The organism is Methylolobus aquaticus (genome assembly GCF_054172105.1).
The window spans coordinates 153,903-168,671 of record NZ_JBSYXP010000001.1 but is presented as its reverse complement, the minus strand read 5'-3'; the positions used below and the strand labels follow the sequence as shown (position 1 = coordinate 168,671).

Below are 14,769 nucleotides of genomic sequence, written 5' to 3'. Positions count from 1 at the left end.
CCCGACCGCCGCCATGGGTGAGTTGCTCGCCCGTCTAATCACGGTCGAAGGACGCGTCCAGGGGGTCGGCTTCCGCCCCTTCGTGGCCCGCCTCGCCCGTCAACTCGAAGTCACCGGGTGGGTACGGAATCGCGCCGGGCGTGTCGAGATTCACGCGGAAGCGTGCGCGGGAGTGCTCGACCTCTTCGTGCGGCAACTGTCCGAACGTGCGCCACCGCTGTCCCGGGTCATGCCGCCCGCGGTCGATGAGGCGGCCACCCTGGGCTTTCGAGAGTTCGAGATACAAGCCAGCGAAGTTAGCGACGGCGCTGCCGGCCGGATTCCGCCGGACTATTTCGTCTGCGAAGACTGTCTGGCGGAAATGCGCGATCCCGCCCAGCGGCGGTATCGCTATCCGTTCATCAACTGCACGCAATGCGGACCACGCTATACGCTGATCGATCGGCTACCGTACGACCGGCCGAACACCGCGATGGCCAGGTTCGCATTCTGCCCCGATTGCCGCGCCGAGTATCTGGACCCTTTCGACCGCCGCTACCATGCCCAGCCCCTCGCCTGCCCCAACTGCGGCCCCAGCCTTTCGTTTCGCGCCCGCGGGGCACACAAGGTCGTTGGTAACGAAGCCGCGCTTGCTGCCTGCCTGGCCGCCGTGCGGTCGGGCGCCATCGTTGCCATCAAGGGCGTCGGCGGCTATCACCTGCTCTGCGACGCGGCCGACGAAGCGGCGGTCGCGCGGCTGCGCGAACGCAAGCAGCGGCCCGCGAAGCCACTTGCGGTGCTGGTGCCGTGGCAGGGGGCGGATGGGCTCGACCGCGTCATGGAGATCGCGCACCCCGATGCGAGCGAGCAGCGAATACTGGTGTCGCCGCTGCGGCCCATCGTGCTGGTCCGCAAGCGGAGCCCGTCGCCGCTGGCACCGAACATCGCTCCCGGCCTCACCGAGGTCGGTGTCATGCTGCCCTACAGCCCGCTGCACCATCTGTTGTGCGAGGACTATGGCGCTCCGCTCGTGGCCACTTCGGGGAACATCAGCGGCGAACCGGTGCTCACCGACTGCGATGAGGCCGAGCAACGTCTGGGATCGGTCGCGGACGCGTTTCTGCATCACGACCGGCCGATCAGGCGACCGGCCGACGATGCGGTCTTTCGCCGTATCGCCGGAAGCCCGCGCCCCTTGCGGCTCGGCCGAGGAAACGCTCCCGCCGAGTATGCCCTGCCATTCGCGCTGGCCGAACCAACACTCGCGCTGGGTGCCGATCTGAAGAATACAGTCGCCCTGGGCTTCGGCGACCGCGTGGTGATCTCGCCGCATGTCGGCGACCTCGGATCGCCCCGGAGCGAAGCCATTTTCGAGCAGGTCATAGACGCATTGCAGTCGCTGTATGCGCAGCGCGCGACACGCATCGTCTGCGATGCCCATCCGGGGTACCGCTCGGCACGCTGGACACGTGCCAGTCACCTGCCAGTGGAGCGCGTATTCCATCATCACGCGCACGCTGCGGCCCTGGCGGGTGAATTCGGTCTGTCGGAGGACATCCTGGTCTTTACCTGGGATGGCATCGGTTACGGCGAGGACGGCCGTCTATGGGGCGGCGAGGCCCTGCTGGGCCGGCCGGGCGCCTGGCAGCGTGTCGGCACGCTTCGTCCTTTCCGATTGCCGGGCGGCGAGCTGGCCAGCCGCGCACCCTGGCGCTGCGCCCTGGCACTGTGCTGGGAACAGGGGCTCGACTGGCACGCCTGCCCGGAGCCGAGTGGACTGCTGCGACAAGCCTGGGAGCGCGGGATGAACAGCCCGATCACTCATTCGGCCGGCCGCTTGTTCGATGGCGCCGCCGCATTGCTTGGAGTGTCCACGACGACCAGCTACGAAGCACAGGCCGCGATGACGCTGGAGGCGCTCGCCGCCCCCACGGACGAGCGTGTTGCGCTGCCGTTACAGCCCGATCGGGAGGGCGTCCTCGTCATCGACTGGGCACCCCTGATCCCGCGGCTTGTCGATCGAGGCAGAAGTGCGTCGCAGCGTGCCTCGCTGTTCCATTCCAGCCTCGCACAGGCCATCGCCGAACTGGCTTGCGTGGTCCGCACGCGGCATCGCATCGGGTGGGTGGGCCTGACAGGCGGCGTCTTCCAGAATCGGCTGCTGACCGAGCAGGCGACTTCCCACCTGACTTCCGCCGGCTTCGAAACACTGCTGCCGAAAGAGATTCCCGGCAACGATGCCGGGATCGCCTATGGGCAGATCATCGAGGCCGGTGCCCGCAACAGGGCGCTCCGCGCCAGCCCGGTCTGACCAAAGCGAATGGCTCATCGACGGCGCGGCGACTCTCACTGACACTGCTGAGCATCTCATGACAACGACACCCGACGGCAGCTTCATCACCATGGCCCATGGCAACGGCGGGCGACTGATGCGCGAACTGATCGAACAAGTCTTCGCGCCGGCCCTCGGGAATCCCGACCTCGACACCAACGCCGACGCCGTGCGGTTGCCTGACTTATCCGGGGATGGCGAGTGGTTGATCACGACGGATGGCTTTACGGTCGATCCGCTGGAATTTCCGGGCGGCAACATCGGCAGCCTGGCAATTCACGGCACCGTCAACGACCTCGCGGTGTCGGGTGCGACCCCGTGTTACGTGACGCTCAATGCATTCATCGAGGAAGGACTGAGCCTGTCGACACTGGAGCGGCTGGTTCACGGTATCGGTGAGGCGAGCCGGGAAAGCGGCGTGCGTATCGTGGCCGGCGATACCAAGGTCGTCGGACGCGGCCAGGGCGGTGGACTCTATCTGGCAACGACCGGGGTCGGGCTCCGACCCCATGGCTTGCAGTTGGGCCTCGACCGGATCCGTGCCGGCGACATCATCCTGATCAGCGGCCCCGTCGGCGACCACGGCACGGCGGTGCTGCTCGCGCGCGAGCAGTTCGGGCTCAGCGGCGACCTCCGGTCGGATGCAACCAGCGTGCTGCCGATCGCTCAGGCGCTGATCAAGGGCCCGGGACTGCGCTTCATGCGGGATCCCACGCGCGGCGGCATCGCCACGGTCGCCCACGAAATCGCCCGAACCACGGGCCACACGGTACGACTCCAGGCAGCACGGATTCCGGTCCGCCCCCCGGTGCGGGCGGTCTGCGACATGCTGGGCTATGATCCCTGCTACCTGGCCTGCGAAGGTCGTGTCGCGGCGGTAGTCTCACCCGAAGCGGCAACGGCGGCACTGGCCGCGCTGCGTAGCCTCGGGCACCGGCATGCCGCGATCATCGGAGAGATCGCAGCCGGGCGTCCCAGCGTCGTGCTGGAGACGCCGCTGGGCGGTGAGCGCATCCTGGAAGAACTCGAGGACGACCCGCTGCCGCGAATCTGTTGATGTCAGAACCGCGGCGCGGCGCCGGCGTGGCGCTGGCTCCTCACCCACCTTCGGACATATGATCATGCCCGGCTTCCGACCTGCATCCCGACGCAGTGGGAGGAAGCCGCGACGCACAACGACGAACCGAGGAGGTCGAGATGAACACTGCGCTTACACTCACCGGCACCGCCCTTATCCTGCTGGCGGGACTGTCCAGCGCCACCGCGGCGGAACACGCCGAGGAAGCCCTGAAGCATGCGCAGGATGCGGCAAATGCACCCGGTGACTCGCTATCGATCCGGGAACATGCCTCCGAGGCGCTGAAGCACATCGAGGCGGCGAAGGAAACACATGCGCAGCAACCAGAGGTCATCGAGCACCTGGAAAAAGGCGAGGCGGAACTCAAGAACGCGATCGACCATGCCAGCCATTACAATGCGACCAGCGCGACCGATACGGCATCGGATGCCAAGGCGCACCTGGAACGGGCGCACGATGCGGCTGGTGCAACGCCCGCTCCAGTCCCCTAGCCGACGACCGATCGCAGAACAGGCCCACGGCAGAGCGGTTGCCAATACGGCGCGCCTGAGCGATCCTGCCGCGTCACAGACATTCAACCCGACCGAGGTAGCGAAGGATGCGACTGGAAGATGAATCCGAAAGTACGAATGTGGAGGACCGGCGCGGTTCCGGGCCGGCGACCGGCTTCGGAAAGCGCAAGCTTGGCATCTGGGCGATCGTCATTGCCCTCGTGGCGGCGTACTTCGGGATCGATCCGCGCCTGATCCTCGGCTTCCTGTCCGTCGGCGGACAGGTCGTCGAGCAACACTCGACCGCGGCGACGCCAGCTCGTCCCGGGCCCAAGGATGAGGCCTCGATCTTCGTTGCCAAGGTGCTGGGCAACACCGAACGCGTCTGGGAGCAGATCTTCGACGAGTTGGGCGCACGCTACAGCAAACCCGCCTTGGTGCTCTATACGGGCGCCACTCCGTCGGCCTGCGGCCTCGGGCAGGGAGCGATGGGGCCGTTCTATTGCCCACTCGACCAGAAGGTCTATGTGGATCTGCGTTTCTTCGATGAACTGCAACACCGTTACGGAGCCCCGGGCGACTTCGCCCGAGCCTACGTGCTGGCGCATGAAGTAGGCCATCATGTCCAGAAATTGCTGGGAATTTCGGACAAGGTGCAGTCTTTGCAGCAGCGATCCGGGGAGGCCCAGGCGAACCAACTCTCAGTCCGGCTGGAGCTGCAGGCCGACTGTCTGGCGGGCGTCTGGGCGAATCGGGCCCATGAGTTGCGAAACATCCTGGAACCCGGCGATATCGAGGACGGACTGCGCGCTGCAGCGGCGGTCGGTGATGACACCCTGCAACGCCGGACTCAGGGTTACGTCGTTCCGGAGAGCTTCACTCACGGGAGTTCCGCCGACCGGGCCAAGTGGTTTCGGCTCGGTTTGAAGGAAGGCCGTCTGCAGGCCTGTGATACCTTTGGGCGTTGACTTTGTGGGCTTCAGCCACGCATCCAGAGCAAGCCCGCCATACGAGGCCGTGGCCGGCGGTGCCGCGACGGCAGAGCCAGGAACCCTGGCCTATCGTTACGGGCGTGCGTCATGCCCCCGGCCCCCGAACACACGGAGAAGTCCCATGACTACGCATTTCTCGAATCTCGCGGCCTTGATCCTGACCGGCTGGGTCATTTCCACCTCTACCGAGGCCTGTACGCTCGTAGACAAGCGCCCGGCCCAACTCGGAACGGATCGAGGTGTACAAGGCCGCTGTGCCAACAACGGCGGATCCATCACCTGCACCATCGCCGACGACGGGGAAGGGATCAACTGTTCGGGACCCTCCGGCGAGTTCTCCGGGGACAATATGGTCAATCTGGTCAGAGCCGCCTGCGGCTGCTCAGCTCCGCAACAGGATCCACAGAATTTGCAGCAGCAGCTCGACGCATATCCCTGAATTCAGGCCGGGGAACCCGCCGACCGCGGTACTCCGGAGATGTACCTGCTGCCGGCCAGGCGGCGGTTCGGCGACTCTGACGGACCGCTGACGCCTGTCGGCTCGAAAACACGATGGATAGGAAAGCCAACATGCCGTTTCGATGCCTGATGTTCCTGTTGCTCAGCCTGAGCCTGCCGCCTGCGTGGGCGGCAGAGACTGGCGCAGTCGATCCGCTACCGGCCTGGACTGCGGGTGTGAACAAGCAGGCGATCATGGCCTTCGTCGAACGCGTGACACGTCCGAACAGCCCCGATTTCGTGCCCGTTCCAGAACGCATTGCGGTGTTCGATCACGATGGCACACTCTGGGTCGAACAGCCCATCTACCCCCAATTCGTTTTCGTACTAGAGCGCTTGCGCACGCTCGCTCCACGTTTTCCCGGATGGCCCAGCAAGCAGCCATTCAAGGCCGCCCTCGAAGGGAATTACGCCAGCCTCGCCCGCCAGGGACCCATCGCACTGCAGCAACTGACGATCGCTACGCACTCCGGCCTGACGACGGATCAATTCGATGCGGCGGTGAAGGACTGGCTCGCGCACGCTCGGCACCCGCGTTTCGGTCGACCGTACAGCGAACTTGCCTATCAGCCGATGCTCGAATTGCTGACCTACCTCGAGGGTCATGAGTTCAAGAACTGGATCGTGTCCGGCGGCAGTGCGGATTTCATTCGGGTTTGGTCCGAGCGGGTCTACCGCATACCGCCGGAGCGCGTGATCGGCAGCAGCGTCAAACTGAAATTTGAGATGGCGGAGGGAAAATCGCTCCTGGTTCGCCTGCCGGAGATCGATTTCATCAACAGCCACGCCGCAAAGCCGGTCGGCATCCAGCAACAGATCGGCCGCCGGCCCCTCATGGCATTCGGCAACGCCGACGGGGATCTACAGATGCTGGAATGGACTTCGGGCGGCTCGGGTCCGCGCTTCGTAGGTTTGATTCGGCATACCGACGCAGCCCGCGAATACGCGTACGACCGGGAGGCCAGCGTGGGTCATCTCGAACTGGCGCTGGACGAAGCCAAACGCCGGCGCTGGCCCGTCGTGAGTATCCGGGACGACTGGGCGAAGGTATTCGCGTTCGACCGATGACATCCACGGCTCTGCCCGGCCGGCCGTCGTCACAGGCCGGCTGGGGACGGCATCACGCCAAAACCACCGCCATACCCAAAGACAGATCGAGAACTGCCCTCGCGGAACCGCGATTGACGGCGATCTCGATCAAGCCGATCGAGTTGCAGTACCAGAACGCCGTGCCCGCCTCCACCGCAGAGAAGGTACGCGCCTCCTCCAGCCAGTGCGATCCGACACGAAGTCTCCGTCCACCGAACGTCGGGAGGTAACGCCGTCCGGTCATGGCGTTACCGTAGGCATCGAAGTAAATCACGCGATCGAATTCGTCGGGCCAGGCCGTCAGATCGGGACCCGCATAGGGCGTGTGCGCCCAGGTAAAATCCCGCTGCGCGATGCGGGCCGCGATCGGCGCGAACAGGTCGCGCCCATGGAAGGTCGGCGTCAACAACCCGGGGCGCCAGTCGATGCGAAACCAGGCTGGCTGTCGGCAGCGGGCCGCTGCGGTGTTGAAGAGGCCATTGTCGGGACCGACGAACCATCGGCCATCCGCCTCGAGCGCGACCGGGGACCGTTCGCCGCCCACCCCTGGATCGACGACTCCTAGAATCACGCTCGACGGCGGGGTGAAAGGCACCAGCGCAGCCAGCAGGAATGCGGCGGCGGCCGGGTCGAACCGCGGGGCATCGTTCATCAGGCGCACGATGTCCCGATTACCGTGTTGCAGGAGGACCGACTCCATCTGGCCCAGATAGGGTCCTTCGTCGCCGAAGTCGGTGAACAGGAAAATCATGCGCGGCGGCGAGGCCGGTCGCATTGGTCCAGCGAAACCCTGGACCGCGGTCTCGTTATCCGGCTGGTTTCAGGCTCCGGGAAATTCGCCGCACCCAGATCGGCGCCTCCCCTCCCCGAGTCAGCCACCGCCGATCTGCACGGAGTCGTCAACGGTGCGGGCGGGAACGAAGAAGCGCGAGAACACCAGGCCCAGTTCGAACAACAGCCACATCGGAATGGCCAGCAAGGATTGCGAAACCACATCCGGGGGAGTCAGCACCGCACCCACGATGAACGCGGCGACGATGATGTACGGGCGCTTCTCGCCCAGGCTCTTGCGATCGACGACCCCGCTCCAGACCAGCAGGATCGTTGCGATCGGGACTTCGAACGCCGCACCGAAGGCGACGAACAAGGTCAGTACGAAATCGAGATAACGCGTGATGTCAGTCATCATCGTGACCCCTTTCGGTGCGGCGGCAGTCAAGAAACCGAATAGCAGAGGGAACACGACGAAATAGGCGAAGGCGATGCCGCCGTAGAACAACAGCGTACTGGCTACCAGCAGCGGCAACATCAGACGGCGCTCATGCCGGTACAGACCCGGGGCAATGAAGGCCCAGGCCTGGTACAAGACATAAGGGATCGCTGCCAGGAAGGCGACCACCAGCGTCAGTTTGAATGGCGTAAAAAAGGGCGATGCGACTTCGATCGCGATCATCTGCGTACCGGCCGGCATATGCTTCAGCAGCGGGCCAGCCAGAAAGGCGTAGATGTCGTTGGCGTAGTAGGCAAGGCCAAGGAAGATCAGCAGGATCGCGACAATGGATCGCAGCAGACGATCCCGGAGTTCGACCAGATGCGAGACGAAGCTCTGCGCGGTATCGTCCGGTGTATGGCCATCAACCATCGCGCGTTACCCCCTCGACGCGGGATGGCTCGGGGGTAGCGTCGACCCGCCCAGACTCGACTGGAGACTGTGGCTTCTCGACTGACAAGCGGTCCACCAAACCGTCGATGGTGACGTTGCTCAGCGCCTTCCGCTGTTTGTTCAGAGATTCGCGAAGATCCTGGACCTGCAGTTCCTGATCGATCTCCTGTTTCACCGACGAAACCATGGATCGCGCCTTACGGACCCAGAGGGCCGTCTCGCGCGCGACACGCGGCAGCTTTTCGGGACCAAACACGAGGAGCCCGACGATTCCGACCAGCACCATCTCCCAAAAGCCGATTTCGAACATCGCCGGCTAGGGGCTCCGCGGTTTGTCGGAATCCTCCTTGACCGCTTCGGCATCTATCGTGCGGCCCGATTCGGCCTTGTCCTCGCTCTCGCTCATTGCGCCGCGAAAGCTGCGGATGGCACCACCCAGGTCACCGCCGATGTTGCGCAACCGCTTCGTACCGAAGATCACGAGAACGATCAGAAAGATCAGTACCAATTCCCAGACACCTAAACCCATGACATCACCTTGGTAGACGTTAGCTCGGTGCGGCAGCGATCGTTGACCGGAACGAAATCCCGAACTCGCCAGCGAGGCCGACCAAAGCCAGATAGAAATCCACGCAAAAACGGGCGACTATTTGATTTTCAGCAATGACTTCCCTTCGGAATCAAACTTGCAGAAGTTGGCAAGGAAGTAGCGGCACTCTTCCGACTGCCTCGTCTTTGCAGCATCGCCATCCAGCGTGATTTCGACCGAACAGTAATGCGCCTCGCCGGGGATCTGCTTCTTCAAAAGGATCGTCTTGTCGCCGGTTTTCTTGGCCTCCCCCTCGACATCGACCGAGCACGGTTTGACGCCACGCGCGGCTTCCTCCGGATTCGGTTCGAAATCCACATCCATGGCGGCATTGATCTCGTCACCGATCGTCGTGATCTTCAGGTGCTGCACGTGACCACCGTCTCGGCGGAGGTAATGGTCGGTCGCGGCATAAGCCTGGGAGGCTGCCATCACCGCGAAACTCAGGAACATCGCCCGTTTCATCAATCCTATCCCTCTCGGTCAATTTCGTTATTGTTCGCCGCAACCGGCATGCAATCTACGCCAACCGGCGCAAAGACTAATCTCGGAGCAATTCGTTGATCCCCACTTTGCCGCGGGTTCTTTCGTCAACTTGTTTGATGATTACAGCACAGTACAAGCTGTGACTACCATCCTGGGCAGGCAGGTTGCCCGAGACGACGACGGAGCCGGCCGGGATGCGCCCGTAGCTAACCTCACCAGTCATTCGATTATAAATCTTCGTGCTCTGCCCGATGTACACGCCCATGGAAATCACCGAGCCACGCTCGACGATGACGCCCTCCACCACTTCCGAGCGTGCGCCGATGAAACAGTCGTCCTCGATGATAGTCGGCGCGGCCTGCAGCGGCTCCAACACGCCCCCGATGCCGACACCACCGGAAAGGTGCACGTTCTTGCCGATCTGCGCACAGGACCCGACCGTGGCCCAGGTATCGACCATGGTGCCCGAATCAACGAACGCGCCGATGTTGACAAACGACGGCATCAGCACGACGTTCGGCGCGATGTAGGCGCCCTGCCGGACGGCCGCCGGCGGCACGACCCTAGCTCCAGTCCGGCGGAAATCATCAGGGCCGAAACTACCGAATTTGGGCTCTACCTTGTCGAAATAGCGCGTCTCGCCACCATCCATGACTCGGTTATCGTTGATCCGGAATGACAGCAGAACGGCCTTTTTCAGCCATTGATGCACGACCCAGCCGGCAGGCGTCGGTTCCGCGACCCGGGCCCGCCCGCTGTCCAGCAGCTGCAGCGACTCCCCCACGGCCTCACGGAGTTCCGGGGACGCCGTGGCCGGCGTAATCTCCGACCGCTGTTCAAAGGCCTTTTCGATGATGGTTTCGAGGGACATAAGACTCATCCGCGACTGTTGACAAAGTGGGCGATGCGATGCGCCGCGTCGACGCATTCATCCAGGGACGCCACAAGGGCCATTCTGACGTACTCGGCGCCGGGGTCACGACCGTGCGCTACCCGAGACAGGAAACTTCCCGGCAGCACGGTCACATTCTGTTCCGCGTATAGTTCGCGGGCAAACTGTTGGTCACTGCCGGGGGTTCGGGTCCAACAATAGAACCCCCCCTCGGGCTGCGATACATCCAGCAGTTCCCCGAGCACGCTGCGGAAGGCCGCGAACTTCTCGCGATACAACCGCCGGTTTTCCTGCACATGCGATTCGTCTTCCCAGGCGGCGAGGCTGGCATGTTGCACCGGCAAAGACATCGCACAACCGTGATACGTTCGGTAAAGACCGTATTGGCGAATGATGTCCGCGTCTCCCGCCACGAAACCGGAACGCAGGCCGGGCGCATTCGAGCGCTTCGACAAACTGTGAAATACGACGCAACGCCGGAAGTCGGTGTTGCCCATCGCAGCCGCCGCGCTCAACAGGCCGGGAGGCGGGGCGTTGTCGTCCCGATAGATCTCCGAATAGCACTCGTCCGATGCGATCACGAAGTCGTGGCGATCGGCCAGTGCGATCAATCGCTGCAAGGCTGCGGTACTCAGCACCGCACCGCTCGGGTTTCCCGGAGAACAGACATAGAGCAACTCGCACCGCTGCCAGACCACAGCCGGCACCGCATCGAACTCCGGCAGAAAGCCCGCTTCGGCTCCTCCGTTGACAAAGTACGGCGTCGCGCCTGCCAACAGAGCCGCGCCTTCATAGATCTGGTAGAAGGGGTTGGGCATCACCACCAACGGTCGCCGCGCCGCATCGACCACGGCTTGCGCGAACGAAAACAAGGCCTCGCGGGTACCGTTGACCGGTAGCACGTGTCGCTCCGGATCGACGGCCTGAGTCGGCAGCTCGAACCGGCGGGTCAACCACGACGCAATCGACTGTCGCAACTCTGGCTGCCCCCTGGTTACCGGATAGCGACTCAGACCACCCAGATTCGCAACCAGTGCATCCTTGATGAGCGTGGGCGTGGGATGCTGGGGTTCGCCGATGGAGAGCGCGATGGGCCGCAATCCCGCAGGCGGTGTCACGCCTTGCCTGAGCGCACCGAGTCGTTCGAAGGGATAGGGCTGAAGAGCGGACAGTCGCGGATTCATGTTGAGGCAATGATCAGCCGCGCGCAGCGGGCGCGAAATCCCGGCTCAACCGCGGCAGAAGGGGGCCGGTTACCTGCAGGGCCGCAAGTATAGAGGATCGCACCAACGGGTTCCATGGCTGCGGATCTGCCGAACGCGCGGCAGGAAACTGCTACGACGGAGAGGTCGCTCGGGTACCTGTCCTCGCAGCCCCCGGGCTCGCCTTCCGGGCGTTACCTGCGCTTTTCGCGCAGGGGCTGTTCGAAAACTTTACAGTCAGGGCGTTCGCAAGGCCCATCTCGCCCAAATACCGAACTTGTGTACTGTCTTATATAGAGTTTTTAACGTTGGCACATTCCTCGCTGTATGGTGCGCAACGGTGCCAGATGCAACTCAAGGTGCCTAAAAAAAACGTTCATCAACCCGCGAATGTGGAGAAATTCATGAAGCACGCGTTCCTCGGAAAAGCGTTCATCGTTGCAACTGCGCTGGTACTGGCGGCACCGGCCAGTGCCAAGGTTTACCAGATGGGTGACCTGTTGTCCCCGAGCACAGTGGGTACCGCCTCCGGCAACACAGGGCGTCATGTCGTCAGGGCCAACAAGACCCACGGCAACTTCCGTGACACTTTCAAGTTCGACCTGTCGAAGGATGCGGACGTCAATCTGACCCGGATGTTCGGTGGCGGCAAGCTCGGTAAGCAGGTCCAGTGGAGCAGCGTCCGGATGAAGCTCCTGGACAACGAGAACAACGTGATCGCTCGTGTGCGTGGCGGCCGACTTGCGAGTTTCGCCGGCAACCTGGACGAGGGCTCGTATCAGGTTCGCATCAGCGGCAAGCTGAAGCCGAGCTTCGGTCGCGGCGCCTATAAGTTCAGCGCCGGCGCAATTGCCGCTCCCGTGCCAGAGCCGGAAGAATGGGCGCTGATGATCCTCGGCGCCGGCCTCATGGGCTATCAGGTTCGTCGCAAACAGCGGCAACTGGCAGTCGAGAGTAAAACCCCGCTGACCGCCCTGCCCGCCTGAGGCGAAGGGTCCGACCCGGCGCCCGGAGTTACTCAACCCCGGGGGCTGGGCTGGCGCAGGACCGGATTGATCAGCAACCGACGGTCGTGGATATGCGCGCCGTCGGTTAACCGGGAATCGCGCCCTCTAACCCGGATGGAATCGAAACCCCGTATAGATTGGGACTTCGATTTCTCCCGATCACCGTGCAGCCGAGAAGCCCGGCCTCCGCCGATCCACCCATAACCAGGCGATCAGCCACGCCAACAAGCATGCCGCCGCGGCACCCGAAAACACGCTACCCGCGCCAAAAGGCCCCCAGGCCTCGCCGCTGAGCAGGCTTCCCAGGGCACCGCCCAACCCAAAGCTCGCACTGCTATAGAGCGCCTGTCCCTTGTTGCGATGACGGCCTGAAAAGTAGGACTGCGTCAGCTGGATGCCGACTGCGTGCGTCGCACCGAAACTCGCGCCATGTAGCAATTGGGCCAAGCAAAGGAGGGCGACATTCTCGACCGCCCACCCGATCAACAGCCAGCGGATTACCCCCAACAGCAGGCTCGCCAGCAGGATTCGACGCAGCGTGTAACGTCGTAGCAAGCGTGGTGCGGACACGAACAAGGCGATCTCCGCTAGAACGCCCAGCACCCAGAATTGTCCGATCTGCTCCGGATCGAAACCCCGATCTTCGAGATAAATCGAGAAGAACACGTAGTACGGTCCGTGCGAGGCTTGCAGCAGCATCACAACGCCGAAAAACGCGACCACTTCCCTGCGCCAGAGGGTCCTTACGAAGCGGTCACCGTGCCGCGAAGCCGGAGCGCCGCGGTTCGGGATCACGAGGCTGGCAAGCCACTCGCAGCCGAGCAACAGGCCCACCACGATCGGCAACTGCGCCAGCGTCAGCCGATCATGGCTGAGGGCCGATCCGAGCAGCATGACCGCCAGAATGAACCCGATGGAGCCCCAGACGCGAATCTGGCTGTAGCGCTCCACCTGACCCGCCAGTTGTCGCAGCGTCAGCGCTTCGAACAACGGCAGACAGGCATTCCAGAAGAAGCTGAAGGCCAGTGTTATCCAGAACAACCACCAAAAGCCGGCGCGCCACGGGAGCGCCGTAAAGGCGAGGACGGTGGCAAAGCCCGCCCATCGGATCAGCCGCAGGTCGGCGCCCGTCCGATCCGCCAGCCAGCCCCAGATATTCGGCGCAATGACCTTAGTTCCAGCAACCAGCGCCATGAGTTGCCCGATCTCCGCGGCCGAAAAGTTCAGCGCGGCGAGATACAGGCTCCAGTAGGGCAGGAACGCCCCGAGCGCGGTGAAGTACCAGAAATAGAAGCCGGAGAGGCGCCAGTACGGAAGCGCCTGCGGTCCGGTCATCCGCCGCCGAGAAGACTGCCCGGAACGGTCACGACCGGCCGGCCGGGACCGCCTGCAACGGGATCTCGACGTCGGCATTCTGTGCGCGATGGCGCAGCCAGTGATCCATCAGCACCAGCGCCATCATTGCCTCGGCAATCGGCGTGGCGCGGATGCCGACACAGGGGTCGTGGCGACCGGTCGTGACGACCTCGACCGGCTCGCCACGAACGTTGATCGTCTGACCGGGCAGCCGCAGGCTGGACGTCGGCTTCAGCGCGATGCTGGCAACGATGTCCTGACCCGTGGATATGCCCCCTAGCACACCGCCTGCATGGTTGCTCAGAAAGCCTTCAGGGGTGATTTCGTCACGAAACGCCGTACCCTTGGTATCGACGCAAGCAAACCCGTCGCCAATTTCGACGGCCTTGACGGCGTTGATGCTCATCAGCGCATAGGCAAGCTCGGCGTCCAGCCGGTCGAAGATCGGCTCACCCAGTCCGGGCGGCACCCCCGTCGCGACGACCGTGATTCGCGCACCGATCGAATCGCCCTCCTTGCGGAGCCGGTCCATGTAGGCTTCGAGCGCCGGAACCTGATCCGGGTCCGGGCAGAAGAACGGGTTGTTTTCGATCTCATCCCAAACGACACGCTCGGCCCGAATCGGGCCAAGTTGCGCCAGATAACCGCGGATCTCGATGCCGAGGCGCGTCCGAAGGTACTTCTTGGCAATCGCACCGCCGGCCACCCGCATCGCGGTTTCCCGCGCCGATGAGCGCCCGCCCCCGCGGTAATCGCGCGTCCCGTACTTCATGTGGTAGGTGTAATCGGCGTGGCCGGGCCGAAAACTTTCAGCGAGATTGCCGTAGTCCTTGGAACGCTGGTCGACGTTCTCAATCAGCAGCCCGATGGGCACCCCGGTGGTCTTGCCTTCGAAGACACCCGACAGGATCTTCACCTCGTCCGGTTCACGCCGCTGCGTCGTGTGGCGGCTCTTGCCCGGCCGCCGGCGCTCCAGCTCGACCTGCAAATCCGCCTCGGTCAGCGGCAGTCCGGGTGGACAGCCATCGACGATACAGCCAATCGCAGGACCGTGGCTCTCGCCAAAGGACGTGAGCGTGAAGAGCTTGCCGATCGTGTTGCCGGACATCAGAAAT

16 protein-coding genes are annotated in these 14,769 nt (G+C 63.5%); 7 read left to right on the top strand and 9 right to left on the bottom strand.

The window, feature by feature from the left end:
* Nucleotides 1-13 precede the first annotated feature (13 nt).
* From hypF to ACW73L_RS00740, 6 genes are all read left to right on the top strand, one after another.
* Entirely contained in the window at nt 14-2,290 is a 2,277-nt protein-coding gene (hypF, locus tag ACW73L_RS00765; protein ID WP_498919402.1) for a carbamoyltransferase HypF, read from the top strand.
* Nucleotides 2,291-2,348: 58 nt separating this feature from the next.
* A complete protein-coding gene (hypE, locus tag ACW73L_RS00760; RefSeq protein ID WP_498919401.1) occupies nt 2,349-3,368 on the top strand; it encodes a hydrogenase expression/formation protein HypE in 1,020 nt (339 codons plus the stop codon).
* 140 nt (nt 3,369-3,508) lie between these two features.
* Entirely contained in the window at nt 3,509-3,880 is a 372-nt protein-coding gene (gene smbP, locus ACW73L_RS00755; protein WP_129882565.1) for a small metal-binding protein SmbP, read from the top strand.
* Between the two features lie 107 nt (nt 3,881-3,987).
* On the top strand, nt 3,988-4,848 hold the full coding sequence (gene ypfJ / locus ACW73L_RS00750; RefSeq protein ID WP_498919399.1) for a KPN_02809 family neutral zinc metallopeptidase: 861 nt from the start codon (nt 3,988-3,990) through the stop codon (nt 4,846-4,848).
* Between the two features lie 145 nt (nt 4,849-4,993).
* Entirely contained in the window at nt 4,994-5,311 is a 318-nt protein-coding gene (locus ACW73L_RS00745; RefSeq protein WP_498919397.1) for a hypothetical protein, read from the top strand.
* Between the two features lie 131 nt (nt 5,312-5,442).
* Complete coding sequence (locus tag ACW73L_RS00740; protein WP_498919395.1) at nt 5,443-6,438, top strand: HAD family hydrolase; 996 nt, start codon at nt 5,443-5,445, stop codon at nt 6,436-6,438.
* Nucleotides 6,439-6,490: 52 nt separating this feature from the next.
* On the opposite strand, the gene ACW73L_RS00735 is transcribed toward ACW73L_RS00740, so the two are convergent.
* The 7 genes from ACW73L_RS00735 to dapC form a co-directional block, all read right to left on the bottom strand.
* On the bottom strand, nt 6,491-7,210 hold the full coding sequence (locus tag ACW73L_RS00735; protein WP_498919394.1) for an SAM hydrolase/SAM-dependent halogenase family protein: 720 nt from the start codon (nt 7,208-7,210) through the stop codon (nt 6,491-6,493).
* Between the two features lie 120 nt (nt 7,211-7,330).
* The gene (gene tatC / locus ACW73L_RS00730; RefSeq protein ID WP_498919392.1) at nt 7,331-8,101 is read right to left on the bottom strand and encodes a twin-arginine translocase subunit TatC; all 771 of its coding nucleotides are present in this window, start codon (nt 8,099-8,101) and stop codon (nt 7,331-7,333) included.
* Nucleotides 8,094-8,432, bottom strand: a complete 339-nt coding sequence (gene tatB / locus ACW73L_RS00725; protein WP_498919390.1) for a Sec-independent protein translocase protein TatB — start codon at nt 8,430-8,432, stop codon at nt 8,094-8,096. Before tatB ends, tatC begins: the two co-directional genes overlap by 8 nt.
* 6 nt (nt 8,433-8,438) lie before the next feature.
* Nucleotides 8,439-8,651 carry a twin-arginine translocase TatA/TatE family subunit gene (gene tatA / locus ACW73L_RS00720; RefSeq protein WP_498919389.1) on the bottom strand — a complete coding sequence of 71 codons (213 nt, stop codon included), beginning with the start codon at nt 8,649-8,651 and terminating at the stop codon, nt 8,439-8,441.
* 117 nt (nt 8,652-8,768) lie between these two features.
* Complete coding sequence (locus ACW73L_RS00715) at nt 8,769-9,176, bottom strand: hypothetical protein (RefSeq protein ID WP_498919388.1); 408 nt, start codon at nt 9,174-9,176, stop codon at nt 8,769-8,771.
* Between the two features lie 76 nt (nt 9,177-9,252).
* The gene (gene dapD, locus ACW73L_RS00710; RefSeq protein WP_498919387.1) at nt 9,253-10,068 is read right to left on the bottom strand and encodes a 2,3,4,5-tetrahydropyridine-2,6-dicarboxylate N-succinyltransferase; all 816 of its coding nucleotides are present in this window, start codon (nt 10,066-10,068) and stop codon (nt 9,253-9,255) included.
* Nucleotides 10,069-10,073: 5 nt separating this feature from the next.
* Nucleotides 10,074-11,273 carry a succinyldiaminopimelate transaminase gene (gene dapC, locus ACW73L_RS00705; RefSeq protein ID WP_498919386.1) on the bottom strand — a complete coding sequence of 400 codons (1,200 nt, stop codon included), beginning with the start codon at nt 11,271-11,273 and terminating at the stop codon, nt 10,074-10,076.
* A 422-nt stretch (nt 11,274-11,695) separates the two neighbouring features.
* On the opposite strand from dapC, the gene ACW73L_RS00700 reads away from it, so the two are divergent.
* A complete protein-coding gene (locus tag ACW73L_RS00700) occupies nt 11,696-12,277 on the top strand; it encodes an FxDxF family PEP-CTERM protein (protein ID WP_498919385.1) in 582 nt (193 codons plus the stop codon).
* A gap of 180 nt (nt 12,278-12,457) precedes the next feature.
* Here ACW73L_RS00700 and ACW73L_RS00695 read toward each other — a convergent pair whose 3' ends face one another.
* Nucleotides 12,458-13,633, bottom strand: coding sequence for an MFS transporter (locus tag ACW73L_RS00695; protein ID WP_498919384.1), 1,176 nt, complete (start codon nt 13,631-13,633; stop codon nt 12,458-12,460).
* Between the two features lie 28 nt (nt 13,634-13,661).
* Nucleotides 13,662-14,762 carry a chorismate synthase gene (aroC, locus tag ACW73L_RS00690; protein ID WP_498919383.1) on the bottom strand — a complete coding sequence of 367 codons (1,101 nt, stop codon included), beginning with the start codon at nt 14,760-14,762 and terminating at the stop codon, nt 13,662-13,664.
* Nucleotides 14,763-14,769: the final 7 nt, after the last annotated feature.